This window comes from Psychrobacter sp. CX21 (genome assembly GCF_057396255.1).
The window spans coordinates 1-19,782 of sequence record NZ_JBXYJG010000014.1; the positions used below are offsets into that span (position 1 = coordinate 1).

Below are 19,782 nucleotides of genomic sequence, written 5' to 3' on the forward strand. Positions count from 1 at the left end.
CACCCTTGTATCTTGACTGACCCCTTAACGCAATCAACGAGAGTTGATAAACTAAAGCGGTTAATCACGAGCATTGAGAGCATGAGCGCACCCTTAGTGCCTAGACACTGTAGCGTAGATAATGCCCAATGCTCATTTTTATCATCTTAATACTCTGAATGGTATCCAAGTGCCTCAATACGAGTGACACTGCATGAACAAGGGAAGATGACAAGATGACTCATTATATTGGTATCGATGTTAGTAAAGCAAAGCTTGATGTTGCATGGCTTAAAGATGCAGACAAGCTAAAGGTTAAAACCAAAGTATTTAAAAACAACAAAGACGACTTTGATAATCTTATCAACTGGCTAAAAACAAACGTCAGCGATAATTTAAGTGATATACACGTAACCCTTGAAGCAACAGGTGTCTATCATGAGAATGTGGCTTATTTTCTACATGATAAAGGTATTGCTCTAAGTATCGTAAATCCAGCCTATGTCAGAAGCTATGCAAACTCTCTTGGTAGTCGCAATAAAACTGACAAAAAGGATAGCGTCTTACTGGCTCGTTATGCTAATAGTGCTAAGCCAGAACAGTGGACACCGCCACCAGTAGAAGCAAGACAATTAAAGTCATTATTGACTCGTTTAGATGCACTACAGCAAGACTTGCAACGTGAGCTTAACCGTCAAGAAAAAGCATATGCTACTGATACTGCGCCTATTGTGAAGCAATCCATTGGCACTATGATTGATGCTTTAGAAGTTGCTATTGCAAAGCTTAACGATGATATTGATGATCATATCGATAAACATCCTAAGTTAAAGCATGACCAAGAGCTACTACAAACTATCAAAGGTGTAGGCCCTGCCACATCAAGACAGATGCTATCGCTGATGCACAATAAGCAGTTTACTAAAGCGTCACAGGTTGCAGCCTTTATTGGTCTTGTTCCTAGACATATTGAGTCAGGACAGTTTAAAGGCAAATCACGTTTAGCTAAGAATGGTTCAAGTGCTATTAGAGCTAAACTGTATATGGCTGCAGTGGTATCCACTAAATGGAATCCTGATATTAAGGCACAGTACGAGAGGCTGTTAGCCAATGGTAAGTGCAAGATGCAGGCGATTTGCGCTGCTATGCGTAAGCTTGTGCATATCTGCTATGGTGTATTGAAACATCAATCTCCTTATCAGGCAAAAGTTGAATTTATTTCTGCTTGATATTTATTTTTTAAGATGGTATCTACCGTTCACCTCTATATCGTCCAATAACGCATAACTCAAACCACGATAGAACTTTGCAAGAACATAGTGTTACCGCTAGCCGAGATAATAGCAAAAAAGCGAGAATAGCTACTCACATCAGATAAAATAAAAGCCATTCAAACGTCAAGCTTGGATGGCTTTTTTATTTAGTTTGCTAAGTGTTTGCTATTAAAGCAAATACGCTTAAGCATTCTCTTTTAGATACTTGAGCATGGTATCAGCATCGGACACCTCGAATGGGTCAATGGGGCAATTATCGCCATAATCAGGCTCAACAAACGCTTTTTTGATTTCTTTGTTGTCGACATACATCGAATAGCGCCATGAGCGCATACCAAAACCAAGGTTGCTCTTATCTACTAGCATACCCATTTTACGGGTGAACTCGCCATTGCCATCAGGTAGCAAAAAGACATTTTCACGGTTTTGCTTTAAGCCCCACTGATACATGACAAAGGCATCGTTAACCGAAATACAAACAACCTCATCTATACCGAGTGCTTTAAACTCATCGTATAGCGCTTCATAGCGAGGCAAATGACTGGTCGAACACGTTGGCGTAAAGGCACCTGGTAGGGAAAACACCACTACTTTTTTATTGGCAAATAGCTCATCAGTGGTTAAGTCGTACCATGTAAATGGATTGTCGCCGCCGATAGACTCATCACGGACACGGGTTTTAAAGGTAACTTCAGGCACATATTTAATCATTATTTTTCTCCAATTTAGATTACTATCGTTATTAGGTTGCTTTATTAAGTACAAACTTATGTAAAACTTAGGTACAAACAGAGATATCATCTTTTGATATCCCTGATATGTTTATGACGTATGTTGAAGATACCAAAAAGTGCTTAAGGGTTGAGTTGCATTACTTTGCTGTTTGGTTTCTTTTTATATCTGTTTGAGTCTACACAGTCATAAAGTGATATATGAGACGTTTGATAGTTGCAAATTTGAGCGGCTGGCTATTTAATCATAAGTTATTTTTTTATCTATGTGGTTTTTTTAATAAGCTAGGTTGAAAATTGATTACATAATAAGACTGTTTTGTTTTGGGTTATTTAGTTTACATTTAGGGTATGCAGTTTTAATGGACATGCACTTTTATTTTTATATAAACGCAATGGGAGCAACGGGACTATGCCAATGATGCCAAATTACTTGCAGCTATTTAAAAATAGCTCACCATCGATGTTAAAAACGACGTCTGCACTGACATTTTTACTTATAAGCGGTTATACGTTTGCGCAAGATGGTGCTTATAGTACTAATAGTATGAATAACTATGATCGTGCAGCGACGAGCAGTTATTCTACCGATACGAAGCTCGATCCTGAGCATCAATTAAGTATTGGTGCTTCGGTCATGTACATTAGTAATGTCTATGATACCGATAATAAAGTTCGAGTATTGCCGAGTGTTTTTTATGATAATGGCAAGGTGTTTTTAAGAGGGGTTAAGCTTGGCGGATACTTGATGGATGATGGGACTCGTAAAGTCACAGCTTTTATCCAACCAGACGGCGCAAAGTTTGATCCCGATGATGCCAGTGGTGCGCTAAAAAGCTTAGATGAGCGTGATATTTCGGGCATGATTGGTCTTGGTTATCAGCATAGAATTGGTTACGCGGCGGTGAATACTCAAGTTGCCACAGATGTGCTAGGCAACAGCAAAGGTACAACGGCTCGAGCATCTATTGGGACTCGGCTTCCTGTGGGTGAATTGATGGTATTACCGAGTGTGGGCTTAGAATGGGTTAACGACGACTTTAACGATTATTACTATGGTGTGTCCGATAGCGAATCTCTTAAATCTGGCGTAAGCGCCTATGACGCCGACTCAAGTATTAGCCCCTACTTGAACGTGACTGCCAGTTATAAGATAGATGAGCAGTGGTCAGTGGTAATGAATCAAGGACTTAAATATTTGTCTGATGAACAGTATGACAGTCCTATGGTCGATGATAGAGTAAGCTGGCGTACGGCAATCGGCGCAACCTACACGTTTTAAGGACTAAACAGTGTTTGGATTAAATATCTTTATTTTATTAATTTTAAGTTCAATGATTTTTAGTTTCATACAAAGCAAGTGCGGGTATGCACTTGCTTAAGTTGTTGGTATTCAAAATATAGATTTTAAAGGGGCATTCATGTGGTATAACTTTGATGCCCTACCGACCATTTATAGTCAGTTAAATACTAAACGGTTACAGTATTAACCCCGCTCGCCCTACTATAGTAGTACTAGGACTCGGTTGCCTTGTACCTATTTTAGACTTTTTTGATGATATTTAATTAACGATTCAATTCACCAAATTCACTTATTTAACGAATAAACGCCACATGAAAGTCATGAGTGGGGATGAAGTTTTTCTCTTTTATCTTAAAGGTAGTGGGGCCTATTTTATGAATTTCGCCCTTTCCTTCCCAGCAAAATGACATGATTTCATCAGGATCACGCTCAACCGTTAAGGTAAAGTCCTTGATCGGTGTCGCCCAATTTGCGCCTGTCGTCAAAATATATTTTAACTCACTATGCACATTAAGCTTTTCATGAGTGACATTGACCGTGCTGTCTGCACAAAAATTTTCATAGTCATCGGACGTAAAATACATCGTGCCCCCCACTAATGGTTTATACGTATGTCTAAGATGAGTGTTTGTATTAGCTTTAAAGGTCTGCTCCCAGCTATAGATGGGTTGTGATTCCCAATATATACCGTAATCAAAATTGCTATGACCCTCATTTTCTTTCTGAGTTTTGTGCTGGTTTTGCATTGCTTTTAGCGCAATATGGTCACAACTTAGCAATTTTTGATCTGAAAGTGGGTTATTATAATCTAACCAATCTCCCATCATTTCTGATTTTGTAATTCCGCAATCCTCAAATAATTGAGTGGTATCAATCATTTCTGAATCATTGTCTCCGACATTACCCTGTGTTAAGGTTTCAACAGGCATAAAGGTACGAATATGTAAGTCTGGAATAATTCTTTCATCGTCTGTGTACACTTTAAAGCTTTCGATGAGTTCTTCTGGATAAGCAAAATCTCCATCAAAAGGCTTTGCAAACGCAGGCAAAGGAAATAGCACCGTTTCTGTGATGTCTCTATTAGTAAGGTTGGCAAATTGATAATCTACCTTAAAAATGTCTTTGGAAATAAACAGGTCTTCACTTTGCATACTTATATCGTGGTTTTTTAGATATTGTACCCCGCCAGTACCAATATAGCCTGTAGAATCATTTGCCATTACAGTTCTTGAAAACACTGTGATCAAGCTAACTATTATTATTTTAAATAACGGTAAAGCCTTATATAAATTATCACTATTAGTTGATAAGTTATGGAGTGGTAATCTCGCTGATGTTTTCATTAATTTAAATTCCAAAATTATTTGTACATACCCTTAGTAGATTTATCGCTATCACATACTAAAAGGGTATGAAGCAAACGAGCGATACTGATTGAGAACTGAGCTAATCAAGCACTAAGCTTATCGAGAACTCAACCGTACATTAGGATAATTGAAATCAATCTTTTTAATTTTCACACTTTTAATAGCTATTCTAAATAGCCATTATTAAAAGCTAAACTTTTAAACATAACTTATAATATTATGTATTCAAGCATTCTTATATTTATACTTATAAATGCCTAAATTTTGTGCATGAATGAGAGTTTAAGGTGCACAATGTTACGTTCTGACATCATAATTTTTCAGTTATTATCCCGATTTGTTTCTATTATAGAGAAGGCACCCATTTTAATATACTCAGTCATAATTATTAGGTAGCCCTTTATGCTAAAAAAATTATTCAACAGAAAACCAAAATACGTCAATTTCGACGAAAAATACACCAAGCTGACCGAACATGATGAAAAGGTTATGGAAATGGTGGTTGCCGACATTAAGGACTACGTCAAAAAAACCAAAAAGGTAAACCACCTTGACCATCATACCCGTGCCGTACATTCTAAAGGCTACTGCGCACTAAAAGCTAAGTTCGAAATATTAGATGATTTACCAGAAGAATATGCGCAGGGCTTATACGCCAAGCCCGGTATTCATGACGCTGTTATTCGCTTTTCAAATGCGCAAGGCAACATCGCACCAGACAGACGATTGGGTCTTGGCATTGGGCTGGCGTTTAAGATATTCGATGTGCCCGGCAAAAAACTGACACCGGATGACCCAGACTGCACCACCTTTGACTATGCTTTAATCAATGTACCTATCTTTTTCACCAACTCTATTGAAGACTATGCAATCTTGTCGAAGCTACTGTTTGCTTTTAATGAATATGCGGGCAACAGTACGCTTGGTTTAATGAAATTTGGCTTTAATTGGCTAACAAAATACGGTAAGAAACTGCCAGACAAGCAGGGTTTAGAAAGCTTAAAAGCGTTTAGAAAAATAGCCACGATCAAACCTAAAAACCCGTGGATGTATGATTTCTTCTCGTTAGGGGCGGTGCGTCATGGCGATTATATGGGTCGTATCAGAGTAACACCTACTAAGGAATCACTTGCCAAAATTAACGACCCTGACTTGAATTTATTGAGTGAAGACGACGCCATTCGTAACGCACTATTAAAAGAGATTACGGTGAATGATTACCAATTTGATGTGCAGATACAACTGTGTCGTGATTTGAAGAAACAACCGATTGAAATATTGACTAAAGAGTGGAAAGCGTCTGAAGCGCCATTTGTTACCATTGCTCGCCTGACTGTGCCTTGTCAAGACGTGCCCGAAGATGGCAACTTTTCTGTGATGGAGCATTTATCGTATTCGGTGTTTAGGTCGTTAGAAAAAAACCGTCCGATTGGTCGCATTCAGCAATCTCGCCTGCGTGCCTATCGTACTTCATCCATCGAGCGTCATAAGCAAAATGGCGTAAAACGTGAAGAGCCAGGTAGTTTAAAAGAAGCGTTTGCTAATAAGCTTGATTATTGATTATAGCTAATCCTTTTTTAAAGTATTGACTACGCTAGTATTAGTCCTATTATAAAGCGATCTAATCAAACCCTAAAGCGTTGATGCTCTCAACGCTTTGGGGTTTTGCTTGTCACTTAAAATCATTGATTATATATAGGTTACTCTATTTTATTATAAAGAGGTTTTCACTGAAAAATCGAAACATGATTAGCTGGTCATTAAATCTATCAATATAAATCTCTCATTTATAGTAAATTTAGGTACGCTAGTATATTATTCAAACCTTTAGGGTCTGTCTAACATTCAAATATTAGGACTGCTGATAGCTAAAATTGTTCCAAACTAGGCATAAACCGACGATAATGCCCGAAGCGTATTGGACCTTAGCTAGGTTTATAACAACGTTTGGGACAATTTTAGTATCAGCCCTACGGGGCGGGTCTATTTTTTGTCAATATATTGAGAAATTTTCTAACTTAGAATAACTAAGTGTCTAAAATTTCCCTGCATATTGCCTAAAAAATAACCGCCGCCAGTTCCATATTTGAATGTTCAACAGACCCTAACCAACTTATTAAATATTGTTGCGAATCCCTCCTATATGAAAACGTCATTAAAAACCAAACCTTATCATTTATCTATATTGATATGCTCAACTCTAACTTTAACAGCCATAACTAATATTGCTCATGCAGAAACCACATTTAGTGACCCAACCGATACTACATATGAGGGGGAGCTTGATACTTTGTATGATGAAAATCCGGACGATGAAGATGACACCTCATTCATACCTGGCATGGCTACTCTTGATGAACTCAATAAAGACGCTACCGAGTGGGCTGACGATGCACGAGTAGACGTCAAAGAGCAACTTGGAGAGTGGGCTCACAAAATGGATGACTGGTTCGGTAATCCTGATCCAGAAGACCCTGCCACAGCAAGTCTACGATTGGTATTGGATACGCGCTGGGTAGATGATCCTGTTGAAGGTAGTGATGTTAAAGTGAAACCAAGGGTACGTGGTCGTCTTAAATTGCCCGTACTTGAAAAACGCTTTAGTTTGATTTTTGGTGATGATGAATTAGATGAAGAACAGGTTATCACCAAAGGTTCAGCACCACGTGAGCCTGGTATAGATGGTGTCAACGAAAGCAAAACCTTTGATAGAAAACAAGCGCGTGATGATAACGCATCTATCGCACTGCGCTGGTCTAAAATTGAAGACGCTTTAGGTATAGACGCGGATGTGGGTGTTCGCTCAAGAGATGATTTGTATTTTAAATTGGCGGTCGATCGTGACTTGTATTCCAAAGACTCTTGGAATGTGACAACCCGAAATTATTATCGTTATGGGAGGTCAAGTGAGCATACAATTAAGGGTGAATTAAACACACAATATATGTTGGATTATAACAGCTCCGTTAATAACAATATTAACATACGCTATCGGCATGAAGATGATGACGAGGAGACAACCTGGAGTAACGAGCTGCGTCAAATTCATCAGTTAGATACGCATAAAACCTTAGCATATGGTGTGTCCGCTTTTGGTAGCTTTGATGACAGTAAGCCTTCTCTGAACAGCTATGGTCCTACTCTTAGTTATCGTCAGCCTTTTTGGCGTGATTGGTTGTATTTGCAAACTGAGGTTAATTACTTCAATGATAAAGAAGAAGATAAAGACCACTTCCCGTCAGCGTTATTACGGTTAGAAGCTTTGTTTTAATCAGTATATCGTTAATACACTAATTTAAATATTGTTGAAATTGATTTGGCTTTGGATTGCACTACCATTATTCATTAAGGCAACCAAAGCCAAGATCAAATCTATCGCTTTACTTATGTCTCTAATTATTATCGCTATCTGATCGAGTAAAAATAACTTTACCGTTTTTAATCGTCTCCATTACTTTTATATCTTTAATCTCTGAGGGCTTAACTGTTAATGGGTTTTTATCTAATATAACTAAGTCTGCTATTTTTCCAACCTCTAGTGTACCTTTACTGTCCTCTTCAAACATCTCATATGCGGCGTGACTGGTAATCGCTTTTAAGGCTTGATAGGGGCTGGCTTGTTGTGCGGTGCCAATAACTTTACCACTGCGTGAGGTGCGATTTACCGCTGACCAAACTGTAAATAATGGATCTATTGGAGTCACAGTAGCATCTGAATGGTTGGTGTATTTAAGTCCTAAATCATCTGCTGCTACGATTGGGCTCAAAAACTCAGCGCGCTTCTTCCCTAAATTCTCAACATGCACATCTCCCCAAAAAAAAGCATGGTTGGTGAAAAATGACGGTTCCATGTTGTATTTTTTAAAGGTTTGCAGTTGATCAGGTCGCACAAATTGCGAGTGAATAACAATAGTTCGGCGATCCTTGTCTAGTGGCTGATTTAGTGCTTTAGCAGCGTATTCATGTGCCTCAATGATCATATCAATACTGGCATCGCCATTGGCATGGATAAACAACTGGTTATCAGCTGCGTAAGCGGTTTTAAACAAATCATTGAGTGCCTCTTGCGATAAACTTGGCAGTCCTTTACAGTCTTTAACGCACCCTTCGACTGGCGTTAAATACGGTTCAGTGAAATAGGCAGTCTTACCTTGAGGTGAGCCATCAGCAATAATCTTTGTTCCTTGCACTTTAAAGCCGTTGTTATAGGTCTTAAATTCAAGCTCGTTATCTTTTAAGTTACTCTCAAGCTCGCTAAATCCTGCCAGCGACACTAAGTCGATTTTTAATTTACCTTGATCCGCTTGCGACTGGAAAAAGCGAATCGCTTCTCTATCAGTCATGCCGTCTTGTGCCGTGGTAATACCATTTTGAGCATAGAAATCTTGGGTTTGCTCAAAAAACTCTGCCTGCTTATCATTTAAAACTTGCAGCATATGACCGACAAAAGGATACATGGCGGTTTCTTGTACTAAACCACTAGGTTCATCAGAGTTTGGTAATCGCGCTATCAAACCGCCTTCAGGATTCGGAGTATTGTAATCCACATTCATCGCTTTTAAGCCCATAGAGTTTGCTACACCCATATGCCCGCTGGTATGCTGAATATATACGGGATTATTCGGTAAAACTTTATCTAATTCCATCTTATTCGGATGTCGCTTCTCATTTAATTGGCTTTCATCATAACCCCAGCCATATATCCACTCGCCGTCCTTGATATTGTTCTCAGTCTTATAGACTTTAAGCTTATTTAGTAGCTCATTGATACTTGCGACATCACCCACAGGTGGCGCATTTAAATCAACCTGCCCCATAGTATTAGATACCATGCCAAAATGGCTATGCGGGTCGATAAAGCTTGGCAGTAATGTTTTGCCCTTTAAGTCAACATAATTAGCATTTGAAAACTTTGATTTGGCTTGCGCTATATCGCCCACATACACAATATTGCCTTTATTTTCCACTACCGCTTCGACTTCGCTAGGTGCAGCCGTGGTCATCGGTATGATGTGACCATTGTGGTAAATCTGCGCAGGCTGTGTATTTTTTTCAATTAATGTATCACTGGTACATCCAACCAGTACGCTTAGCGCCAAAGCGGAGGAGACAATATTTTTTAGCATGCTATATCCTGATTTAAAGTAAAGTTCAAATTCAAAATAACTCATGGTTGCCAATTTAGATAGATTCTAATTAAAGTTTTAATCCAAAGTCTGTATACCACCACCATTAACAAACAGCGTCTGGCCGCTTACCCATTCAGAAATTGGGGAGGCAAAATAGAGCATGGCACCCGCAATATCCTCCACTTCACCCAAGCGTTTTATGGGGGTATGTTCTAACATTTTTTCTTTAATTTCGGGCGTTAACACGCTTTCTAGAGCAGCGGTTCTGGTTGCGCCAGGGCCTACCGCGTTAATACGTACTTCAGGGCCAAAGTCGTGAGCTAGGTTAGCAACCATATGGTTAACCGCAGCTTTAGATCCGCCATAGCCGCTCATATTTGGGCTTTTGTTAATGCTGGACATAGAGGTGGTAAATACGATTGAGCCATAACCTGCATCTTTCATATGTGGTACCACAAGCTGGCACAGGCGCCAACCACTAAAGACATTCAATTCAAAGTCGCGTCTGATATCATCCACATCAATTTTAAATGGGTTTTCACGTCCACCCCCGCCGCCACCAGCATTGTTAATAAGAATATGAATCCCACCAAATTCTTTAACCGCTTGTTCAGTAAGATTCTCAAGATGTTCATCTTTTAGTACATTACACTCAACCGCTAATACTTTAACGCCTAATGCTTCAATCTCTTCCGCTGCCGTTTTCGCATCATCTAGTTTTAAATCGGCAATAACAATATTGGCGCCATGCTTGGCAAGCATTAAGGCAGTTGCTTTACCAATGCCATTTGCCCCACCGGTTACGATGGCGGTTTTGTCAGATAAATCGAATAAATTTGAGTTTGTCATAGGTCTCTCTTTTATTATAGCTTGTGAATAGTAATTAATAATATTAAAGGTTTTGATAAGTTAACGTTAGCCGCTGTGCAAAGTCCATTGTATATAGTCCTACTGCACATAGTCATAGAGTTCTATATGTTTTGTGATTCTTAAAATTTTAATTCAATGAATTATTAATTGTATCTATTGATTGTAATTATTAAGGTGTCTTATTAAATCAATTACTAAATTAGAATAACAGGGGACAAAAAATGTGATGCATAAATTTGGTTATGTTAAGTTACATGTCTTAACGCCTCTCACAGAATTTGAACAACTCATAACTCGACCTAACTACGTTATCTAAATAAAGCTTTTATAATGTGTTCCACCCTACAAAATTTTCTATAACTTTTAATAAGGAAGACATATGAGTGATAAACGTATTTCAGATCAGATGGAACAAGCTCTAAATGAGCAGATGAATAATGAGGCAGCACAGGCTCAAGCCTATTTATCTTTAGGCATATGGGCAGATTCTAATAACTATGCAGGTATAGCCGAATTCTTCTATAAGCATTCAGAAGAAGAGCGCCAGCACATGTTCAAATTTTTAGAATACATACAGACACGTGGTGGAGAGGCTAAAATTACGACTATTCCAGCCCCTCGTGATAATCCTGTAGATTTAGAGTCTTGTATTGAAGATGTATGGCAACATGAACTTGATAACTCTAAAAAGATTTATGCGTTAGTAGATAAAGCGTTTGATGAAAGAGATTGGCCAACATTTAATTTCTTACAATGGTTTGTTAAAGAGCAGATTGAAGAAGAAGCGTTAATTGATAAGCTGCGTGATAAATTTGCTTTAGCCTCAGAAAGCAAAGACAACAATGCTAACTTCTACTCTTTAGACCGTGATATGGCGGGCGCTTCACAGGAAGCTGAGCTACCTCGTGATCAAACCCTATAAATACTTATAAAATTATTTACTGTAGCTATTTTTATTTCTTAGCTATTTATATTTAAGGATAAATTATGAAAGACCCAATTGATACTGCTATCGATTTAGATATTGCTAATGAAAGCGATAACTTACAAGAAGGTTTGACCCCAATGCACCGTCAGAATATCGATGAGGCTCGCATTGATGAGGTACTTATTGAAGATGCGTTGGACGATAAGGATTATCCACAGATTGAAGATATAGCGGATAAGGATGCAGTCTCTCACAGCTTTGAAGATGAATAATATTATGTATGAATTAATTTCTAACAAGCTTATACGTTATTGACACAAACGCTATTAGCTAATTAGTTTTGAGCGTTTAATTAATTAATCTTTTAGCTTTTAAACAAAGCCTCCTTAGTTTATAAGGAGGCTTTGTTAATTCTAATGATAGCTTTTGAAAATAAGCTACACCCACCCATCGAGGGTAGCGACCCATCCTTTGACTAAGGGCTTCGTTAGCGCTTCCATTAGGTCTATATGAGCGTCATCTGTATTTAGTGCAGGGATATAATGATATTCTTTACCGCCAGCATTTATAAAGTTGTCGCGGTTCTCCATTGCAAGCTCTTCTAAAGTCTCTAAGCAGTCGGCTGAAAAAGCGGGACTGACCACTTGTACTGAATTCACGCCCGCTTGTCCCCACTCTTCTAAGGTCACATCAGTATAAGGCTTCACCCACTCTTGTTTGCCAAAGCGTGATTGGAAGCTGATAATCCATTCATCTTCATTAAGTCCCAATTCATGCGCCACTTGTGCTGCTGTACATTTACAGCGCTTAGGGTACGGATCACCTTTGTCTGCGTACGGCTGCGGAATACCGTGGAAGCTAAACATTAGCTTATCAGGCTTGCCATGCTCAGCTTGGAAGCGTCTGATAGAGTCGGCCAGCGCTTTAATATATAAAGGATGAGCAAAATAATCTTTAACAATAGTTAGATTTGGCAAGTTGCGCTGCTTTAAAGACCACTTGGTGACTGCATCATATACCGCGCCGCCAGAGGTAGCTGAGTACTGTGGAAACAGCGGCAGAATGACAAAATGATCAACGCCTTCACGACGCAGGTTATCCATAACATCAGGGAGACCTGGATTACCATAGGTCATGGCGGGATGTACAGAGACTTCAAACGGTGCAACTGAATTGACTAAGCGCTTTTGCAATAGGTCCACTTGCTCACCTAATATTCTGCGTATGGGTGAATCCCCTTCCCACACACTGGCATACGCTTCGGCAACACGCTTTGGCCGTGTTGGCAGTACAAACAAATTTAAGATAATTGCCCACAAAAACTGAGGAATTTCAATAACTCGAGGATCCGATAAAAACTGCTTCAAATAGCGACGTACTGCGGGTGCAGTCGGCTCATCAGGGGTACCAAGGTTTACCAATAAAACAGCAATACGAGGGGGATTATTCGGTTTCATAGTATGAAAAATGTCCTTTCTGAAACATTTGAACGAGCGAGAATAAAGCGTTCTATGATAATTTAAACCATATTTGATTATACAATGACGTTCATAACTCATAGTTTAGGGTCTGTGAGTGTACCATTATATTCAGCGAACTACTAAACGGTTACGGCGTTAACCAAGCTAAGCCTACATGAGTAGTACTTGTAATCGGTTGCCTTGTGACCATTTTAGACTTCTTTGAATAAAGTTGATGCTATTTTGACTATACTGAGCTCATGCTTTAATAAGTATGTTATACGTTAGTCTTTCTATATAGGACTTTTCTATCTATACAGACTTTGTTTAAGTGTGTTGGCTTAGGTATATCGGCTCAGTTACTACAGAAGTAAGTTGTACTTATTCGTCCTTACCCCTAAAATAGCAAAAGCCATATCCTTTTACTTTCATTATTCGTATAGCTAGGGGCTGTATCATAAGGTTTGGCGGTTCTAACCTCTTTAAAAGCCATTGAAGGAATTATCAACACACACGAAGCAAATATCATAATTGAGGTAATTTTGAGTACCCTTTCAAATTTAAGTGCAAAAGCGACACCGACAGATCCAAAACTTGCTAATTCTGTGGGTATTGTTACCCCGCAGACGATGCATTTCGATACCCCGTTAACTTTAGAATGCAATCGTACTTTACCAAAGTTTGATCTCGTTTATGAAACTTATGGAACGCTAAATGCTGATAAATCAAATGCAATCTTAATATGTCATGCGCTCTCTGGTAGCCATCATGCGGCAGGATGGCACAGTGAAGACGACAAAAAACCAGGCTGGTGGGACAACATGATTGGCCCAAACAAAGCTATCGATACCAACAAATATTATGTGGTTTGTTTAAATAACATTGGCAGTTGTCATGGCTCGACAGGACCAACTACCATCAATCCAGAAACGGGTCAGCCTTATGGGCCTGACTTTCCACTTATTACAATCAAGGACTGGGTATATACGCAAGCTCTATTTTCTGATCGATTAGGTATTGAGACTTGGTATTCGATTGTGGGTGGCTCGATGGGCGGCATGCAGGCACTACAATGGTCAGTTGATTACCCCAACCGTTTAAAACGCTGCATTATTATTGCTAGCACGCCCAAATTATCCGCGCAAAACATTGCTTTTAATGAAGTTGCGCGTCAGTCGATATTGTCAGACCCGGATTTTAATAAGGGTCGCTATTTAGAAGTAGGCACCTATCCGCGTCGTGGGCTTATATTGGCACGTATGGTTGGGCATATTACTTATCTTACCGAAGATGCGATGAAGTCTAAGTTTGGGCGTGATTTAAAGTCTGGTAAGTTTATGTATGGCTATGATGTCGAATTTCAGGTTGAAAGCTATTTGCGCTACCAAGGTGAGCGCTTTAGTAAAAATTTCGATGCCAATACCTATCTTTTGATGACCAAAGCCTTAGATTATTTCGATACCAGTCGAGATTATGTTGAGGATGAAAGTTTGACTGACCAGCAAGCATTAGAGCAAACGCTAGCCCATACCCAGTGCCAGTTTTTGGTCGTGTCATTTACTACCGATTGGCGTTTTGCACCAAGCCGTTCTGAAGAAATTGTCGATGCCTTGATGGCTAATAACAAAGCGGTGAGTTATGTAAATGTTGATGCTCCGCATGGCCACGATTCTTTTTTATTCGACATTCCTAGGTATATGGGCGCAGTAAGTGGGTTCTTGAATGCCCCTTTATTAGATACTTTGAATCAAAAGTCATCGACACATTCGGTTAGGAGTGCCTCATATGAGAATTGATCATGAACTTACCAAACGCTGGATCAAACCCAATTCTCGTGTACTGGATCTGGGGTGCGGTGATGGCTCACTATTAGAACATATGCATAAAACGCTCAATGTGACAGGTTACGGCCTTGAGCTTGATGAAGATAAAATAAATGAAGGTATCACTAAAGGTCTTAATATTATTGAACAAGATCTAAATGATGGGTTGGCAAGATTTGCTGATAATAGCTTTGATACAGTAGTCATGGCACGAGCGCTTCAAGCGGTAAAAGAACCCGATATTCTACTACTTGACATGCTGCGTGTTGGACGAGAGGCCGTAATCACTTTCCCAAACTTTGCCCACTGGCAAAATCGTTTACATCTAGGTATTAAAGGTCTTATGCCTGTCTCAGAGGCTTTGCCCTACGAGTGGTATAACACGCCAAATATACATCTTTGCACCTTTAAGGATTTTGAAAAGCTATGTTTTGACCATGATATTCAGATTGTTAATCGATACGCCGTCACAGATTCTGGCTTTGGTACCGATAAGCGTTCAAGCCTAATGAGTAAAGTTGTAAAAAAAGCCCCTAACTTACTCGCTGAGGTAGCGATATATCGTGTGACTAAACCGCTATAGTCATGTTCATTGTTAAAGAATACGCAAAATAATCACGCTCATTAGCATCTCCTAAAATTGATTATTTTAAAAAGATAACCCTTCAACTTTGAAAGGTTATCTTTTTTTGTACTTACATTGCGTATTTTTTGAATATCTAGCTACCTCGATACGTACTATAACCATAAGGCGACAAAGTAATCGGGACATGATAATGTGCGTCATCTTCTATTTTAAAATTAACTTCAATATAAGGGTAAAAGGATTTGACACCTTGCTTAAAGAAATAGGGCGTGGTCTCAAAAATTAACTTGTACGTCCCCTCGTGACTGGCATTACCTGGCAAAAAAATCATTAACTCGACCATTTTCATCTGTTCGCTTAGCATTTAATAACGTCCAAGTGCCGTTATTTTGTTGCATCATCAGCTGAATCTTGACATTGGGAGCAGGCTTGCCTGTACTGATGTCGAGAACATGGCTTGATAACTGATAGCTGCCCTTATCCAAATCTGCAAGTGCAGGTGTTGCTAGTGACAATAAAGCGCCACTGACAGCAGAAGCCAGTAACAATCTTTTAACTGATATTTTTGGCATGCTTTTGACGGACACTTTAGGTGTGGTTGTAGCCGCCGCGTTTGGCATAGTTTTTGATATAGTTTTTGATATAGTTTTTGGCATAGGTTTAGACATAGCTTCCCTCGCTTATAAATTCAAAATAGTTAGGTAATAAAATAGTCGAATGCTAAACATCGTGTTACACATTATTTATCATATATAAAAATTAACGACATTGCTATTATTAAGATAACCTAATAATGATTATAAATAAGTCACTTACTTTCATACTTTAACAAATATTCAACTACTCATACTTTTAAATGATTTAAGACCCACCCTAGTACCTTTAAAAAAATTATTAATTCAAATTACACTGATTAAAATTTAAAATTAATAGTTATATTTTCTATAAATTAATAAAATTTAATATAAATGTTCAGAATAATTACGTAACAATTTGGTTTGAGTTTACGATTACGCAATGTTAAGCTATGTAAAACCTGTTATATATGTGTTATCTAAATCATTATATTTATTCTGATTTCAAATCTTAAACGCTATTGACGAGTATTTTCTTATTATAAAATACGCGCATTGGTTTATATTGAAGACATAGATTTAGTTTACCCATTAAGTTCACTCTATTATTAAACACAGTTAGATTTTGGAATAATCCGTATGAAACTTTTTAAAGCTGCCTTATTTACTGCCTTGTTTGCTACCGCTGGTATGGCTCAAGCTGAGCTAATTTCAAATGTACCTTTAGATACGTCTCGTTTCGAGATTATGAGCGTTAGCGATTTAACTGCTCGTGCGAATCAAGGCAATGATCATGCTCAGTTTTATTTAGCGAAGCGCTACCAAAAAGGAATTGGCGTGCAAAAAGACACACGTAAAGCCATCGAATGGTATACCCGTGCTGCCAATCAAAATATAACACCTGCTCAACTTAACCTCGGTATCATGTACGCCCGTGGCGAAGGGGTTGCGGTTAATGAACAACAAGCTCGTTTTTGGTTAGAGCGTGCTGCTAAGCGTGGTGATAATCGTGCCAGCTATACTTTAGCTTTAATCGATGAGAAGCAGCGTAACCTTGTAGATGCGTATAAATGGTATGACTTATCTGCTCGTGATGGCATGCTAAATGAAAAAGTACGTGATAAAGCCCGTGGTAAGATTGGTAAGCTTGCGTTAAACCTCTCAAACTCTGATATGGCCACTGCCCGCAGTCAAGCAGATAGCTGGTTCCAGACTCAATAGCCCTCTATGCTGATGAGCTAAACATTGCTATTAAATAGAAAACCCAGCTTACGCTGGGTTTTTTATTAAGTATGCTCTTGGCTGTGGATCTAAAGAACTAATGAATTTATCAGCTTATTATATAGTCAAAGAAGTCTAAAATGGTTACAAGGCAACCGAGTGCAAGTCCTACTCATGTAGGCTTAGCGAGGTTAACGCTGTAACCGTTTAATAATTCGCTGACTATATTTTGACTCGTTAATAATCAACACTACTTTAATACAACCTACGGGCTATTTGGTTTCATTAAACAATTCACGTCCTATCAACATGCGACGAATCTCACTTGTACCAGCACCAATCTCATACAGTTTGGCATCACGCCAGAATCGACCTAAGGGATATTCGTTAGTATAGCCATTACCGCCAAATATTTGAATACCTTCGCCAGCCATCCATGTCGCTTTTTCAGCACACCACAATATAACACTGGCGCAGTCTTTACGCACCTGACGGCTATGCCCTTCACCGCGAGCATCTAACATATCTAGGTTCTTACCCACCGTATATAAGAAGCTTCGGCCTGCTTGTAAAATGGTATACATATCGGCTACTTTACCTTGAATCAGTTGAAACTCACCAATCGGCTGACCAAACTGCTTTCGGTCGTGAATGTAGGGAACCACGTTATCCATAACCGCTTGCATAATACCCACTGGACCCGCTGCCAATACAGCGCGTTCGTAATCTAAACCGCTCATTAAGACTTTAACGCCATTATTTAACCCGCCCATAATGTTTTCTTCAGGCACAAATACATCATTAAAGATCATCTCTCCTGTATTACTGCCACGCATACCCAGCTTATCGAGTTTTTGCGCCGTACCAAAGCCCTCCATCCCTTTTTCAACTATAAATGCAGTAATACCTTTTGCACCGAGCTCTGGACTGGTTTTGGCATATACCACCATCACATCCGCATCAGGCCCGTTGGTAATCCACATTTTACTGCCGCTTAGCACATAGCCGCCGTCTTTAGCTTCAGCGCGTAGCTTCATACTGGTGACATCCGAGCCAGCACCTGGCTCACTCATGGCCAATGCGCCTATAAATTCACCACTAATAAGTTTGGGTAAAAACTTGTGTTTCTGCGCGTCACTGCCGTTGCGTTTTAGCTGATTAATACATAAGTTTGAGTGGGCGCCATAGCTTAACGCCACAGAAGCTGACGCTCGGCTTATCTCTTCCATAGCAATCATATGCGCCACGTAACCCATATCTACACCACCATACTCTTCTGGTACGGTGATACCATGCAGGCCTAAATCACCCATCTTTTCCCATAAGTCCATCGGGAACGCATCGCTGCTATCAATCTCAGCAGCTCGCGGTATGATCTCTTTTTCTGCAAAAGCACGCACGGTATCGCGCAGTGCCTGAATGTCTTCACCTAATTGAAAATCTAATCCTGGTAAACTCATAAAAATCCTTATTTGTTCATCGTCATGAAGATTAATGTCATGTTTTTAAAGGAGCGCTTAACTTAAACTGCTATTTAGCACTGTTGTTGGTTTAAAAGCGCAGTGGCTACTTTGGAGCCGTTTTTGCGCTGTAAAAAGTCGCTGATACGTTGTCCTGCAAGGGCAAGCTTTTCTAAATCAATACCGGTTTCGATACCCATACCGTGTAACATATAGACCACATCTTCGGTCGCTACATTACCTGTTGCTCCTTTAGCATATGGACATCCCCCTAAACCTGCTGCTGAAGTGTCAAATTGAGCAACACCTAAGCTTAGTGATGCCAAAATATTTGCTAAAGCTTGCCCATAGGTATCATGGAAATGACCAGAAATATGTTGTACGTCGATATATTCAAAAGCTGCTTTTAAGGCATTTTGTACTTTTATGGGGGTGCCCACCCCAATCGTATCAGCGATACCAATATGCTCAGCACCAATATCGACCAAACGCTTTGTGACATACGCGACTTGGCTCGGTTCAATCTCACCTTCATAAGGACAGCCCACAGTACACGAAATAACTCCGCGCACCTTAATACCAGCGTCTTTTGCTGCCGCTGTAACAGGAGCAAAGCGCTCAATACTTTCATCTATACTACAATTTATATTCTTTTGGCTAAATGTTTCGCTGGCTGAACCGAATATAACCACTTCATCTGGTGAAAAAACCAGCGCATTGTCAAAGCCGCGCATATTTGGGGTTAATACCGAATAGCAAACCTCTGGTCGGCGTGATTCATTAATCCGCTGCATCAGCTCACTATTGTCTGCCATTTGCGGCACCCATTTTGGTGACACAAAACTGGTCGCTTCTAACTTTTTAATACCCGCCTCAATCAAATCTTGAATAAGTTTGAATTTTATCTCAGTAGGTACTGTCTGCTTTTCGTTTTGCAGTCCATCGCGGGGGCTGACATCTATAATTTCAACGTGATCTGGATAGTTTATTGACATAACTTTATCTAATTTAGGTTTATTACAATATAATGGTACATTTGAGTGAAATACATTTAGGGTTAATACCGCTTTTGAGCG

18 protein-coding genes are annotated in these 19,782 nt (G+C 39.3%); 9 read left to right on the plus strand and 9 right to left on the minus strand.

Annotated features, from left to right (window positions below):
- Positions 1-215 precede the first annotated feature (215 nt).
- A complete protein-coding gene (locus AC2SLP_RS08765) occupies positions 216-1,208 on the plus strand; it encodes an IS110 family RNA-guided transposase (RefSeq protein WP_486535649.1) in 993 nt (330 codons plus the stop codon).
- A gap of 228 nt (positions 1,209-1,436) precedes the next feature.
- Here the strand turns inward: AC2SLP_RS08765 and AC2SLP_RS08770 are convergent, their stop codons facing one another.
- The gene (locus AC2SLP_RS08770) at positions 1,437-1,964 is read right to left on the minus strand and encodes a redoxin family protein (RefSeq protein WP_486536295.1); all 528 of its coding nucleotides are present in this window, start codon (positions 1,962-1,964) and stop codon (positions 1,437-1,439) included.
- 432 nt (positions 1,965-2,396) lie between these two features.
- Here AC2SLP_RS08770 and AC2SLP_RS08775 point away from each other — a divergent pair, with 432 nt between their 5' ends.
- A complete protein-coding gene (locus tag AC2SLP_RS08775; RefSeq protein WP_486536296.1) occupies positions 2,397-3,266 on the plus strand; it encodes a MipA/OmpV family protein in 870 nt (289 codons plus the stop codon).
- 314 nt (positions 3,267-3,580) lie between these two features.
- On the opposite strand, the gene AC2SLP_RS08780 is transcribed toward AC2SLP_RS08775, so the two are convergent.
- Positions 3,581-4,507, minus strand: coding sequence for a DUF4424 family protein (locus AC2SLP_RS08780; protein ID WP_486536297.1), 927 nt, complete (start codon positions 4,505-4,507; stop codon positions 3,581-3,583).
- 549 nt (positions 4,508-5,056) lie between these two features.
- Between AC2SLP_RS08780 and AC2SLP_RS08785 the strand changes: the two genes are divergently transcribed.
- Entirely contained in the window at positions 5,057-6,214 is a 1,158-nt protein-coding gene (locus AC2SLP_RS08785; RefSeq protein WP_486536298.1) for a catalase family protein, read from the plus strand.
- Positions 6,215-6,797: 583 nt separating this feature from the next.
- On the plus strand, positions 6,798-7,925 hold the full coding sequence (locus AC2SLP_RS08790) for a hypothetical protein (RefSeq protein WP_486536299.1): 1,128 nt from the start codon (positions 6,798-6,800) through the stop codon (positions 7,923-7,925).
- A gap of 121 nt (positions 7,926-8,046) precedes the next feature.
- Here the strand turns inward: AC2SLP_RS08790 and AC2SLP_RS08795 are convergent, their stop codons facing one another.
- On the minus strand, positions 8,047-9,780 hold the full coding sequence (locus AC2SLP_RS08795) for an amidohydrolase (RefSeq protein WP_486536300.1): 1,734 nt from the start codon (positions 9,778-9,780) through the stop codon (positions 8,047-8,049).
- A gap of 78 nt (positions 9,781-9,858) precedes the next feature.
- Positions 9,859-10,632: a glucose 1-dehydrogenase gene (locus AC2SLP_RS08800; protein ID WP_486536301.1), complete on the minus strand. Its 774-nt coding sequence runs from the start codon at positions 10,630-10,632 to the stop codon at positions 9,859-9,861.
- A gap of 400 nt (positions 10,633-11,032) precedes the next feature.
- Between AC2SLP_RS08800 and AC2SLP_RS08805 the strand changes: the two genes are divergently transcribed.
- Together AC2SLP_RS08805 and AC2SLP_RS08810 are read left to right on the plus strand one after the other, a co-directional pair.
- Positions 11,033-11,575: a ferritin gene (locus AC2SLP_RS08805; protein WP_486536302.1), complete on the plus strand. Its 543-nt coding sequence runs from the start codon at positions 11,033-11,035 to the stop codon at positions 11,573-11,575.
- A 65-nt stretch (positions 11,576-11,640) separates the two neighbouring features.
- Positions 11,641-11,853 (plus strand): hypothetical protein, encoded by a 213-nt coding sequence (locus AC2SLP_RS08810; protein WP_486536303.1) that lies wholly within the window; start codon positions 11,641-11,643, stop codon positions 11,851-11,853.
- 165 nt (positions 11,854-12,018) lie between these two features.
- Here the strand turns inward: AC2SLP_RS08810 and hemH are convergent, their stop codons facing one another.
- Positions 12,019-13,038 (minus strand): ferrochelatase, encoded by a 1,020-nt coding sequence (gene hemH / locus AC2SLP_RS08815; protein ID WP_486536304.1) that lies wholly within the window; start codon positions 13,036-13,038, stop codon positions 12,019-12,021.
- Positions 13,039-13,583: 545 nt separating this feature from the next.
- Here hemH and metX point away from each other — a divergent pair.
- Both metX and metW read left to right on the plus strand, forming a co-directional pair.
- Entirely contained in the window at positions 13,584-14,837 is a 1,254-nt protein-coding gene (gene metX, locus AC2SLP_RS08820; RefSeq protein WP_486536305.1) for a homoserine O-succinyltransferase MetX, read from the plus strand.
- Entirely contained in the window at positions 14,827-15,447 is a 621-nt protein-coding gene (metW, locus tag AC2SLP_RS08825; RefSeq protein WP_486536306.1) for a methionine biosynthesis protein MetW, read from the plus strand. Before metX ends, metW begins: the two co-directional genes overlap by 11 nt.
- 136 nt (positions 15,448-15,583) lie before the next feature.
- On the opposite strand, the gene AC2SLP_RS08830 is transcribed toward metW, so the two are convergent.
- Both AC2SLP_RS08830 and AC2SLP_RS08835 read right to left on the minus strand, forming a co-directional pair.
- On the minus strand, positions 15,584-15,814 hold the full coding sequence (locus AC2SLP_RS08830) for a hydroxyisourate hydrolase (protein ID WP_486536307.1): 231 nt from the start codon (positions 15,812-15,814) through the stop codon (positions 15,584-15,586).
- Positions 15,762-16,118: a hydroxyisourate hydrolase gene (locus AC2SLP_RS08835; RefSeq protein ID WP_486536308.1), complete on the minus strand. Its 357-nt coding sequence runs from the start codon at positions 16,116-16,118 to the stop codon at positions 15,762-15,764. The genes AC2SLP_RS08830 and AC2SLP_RS08835 overlap by 53 nt, the downstream gene beginning before the upstream one ends.
- Before the next feature lie 546 nt (positions 16,119-16,664).
- On the opposite strand from AC2SLP_RS08835, the gene AC2SLP_RS08840 reads away from it, so the two are divergent.
- Positions 16,665-17,246 carry a tetratricopeptide repeat protein gene (locus AC2SLP_RS08840; RefSeq protein ID WP_486536309.1) on the plus strand — a complete coding sequence of 194 codons (582 nt, stop codon included), beginning with the start codon at positions 16,665-16,667 and terminating at the stop codon, positions 17,244-17,246.
- Positions 17,247-17,518: 272 nt separating this feature from the next.
- On the opposite strand, the gene AC2SLP_RS08845 is transcribed toward AC2SLP_RS08840, so the two are convergent.
- Together AC2SLP_RS08845 and AC2SLP_RS08850 are read right to left on the minus strand one after the other, a co-directional pair.
- Entirely contained in the window at positions 17,519-18,706 is a 1,188-nt protein-coding gene (locus tag AC2SLP_RS08845; protein ID WP_486536310.1) for an isovaleryl-CoA dehydrogenase, read from the minus strand.
- A gap of 74 nt (positions 18,707-18,780) precedes the next feature.
- On the minus strand, positions 18,781-19,701 hold the full coding sequence (locus AC2SLP_RS08850) for a hydroxymethylglutaryl-CoA lyase (protein ID WP_486536311.1): 921 nt from the start codon (positions 19,699-19,701) through the stop codon (positions 18,781-18,783).
- Positions 19,702-19,782: the final 81 nt, after the last annotated feature.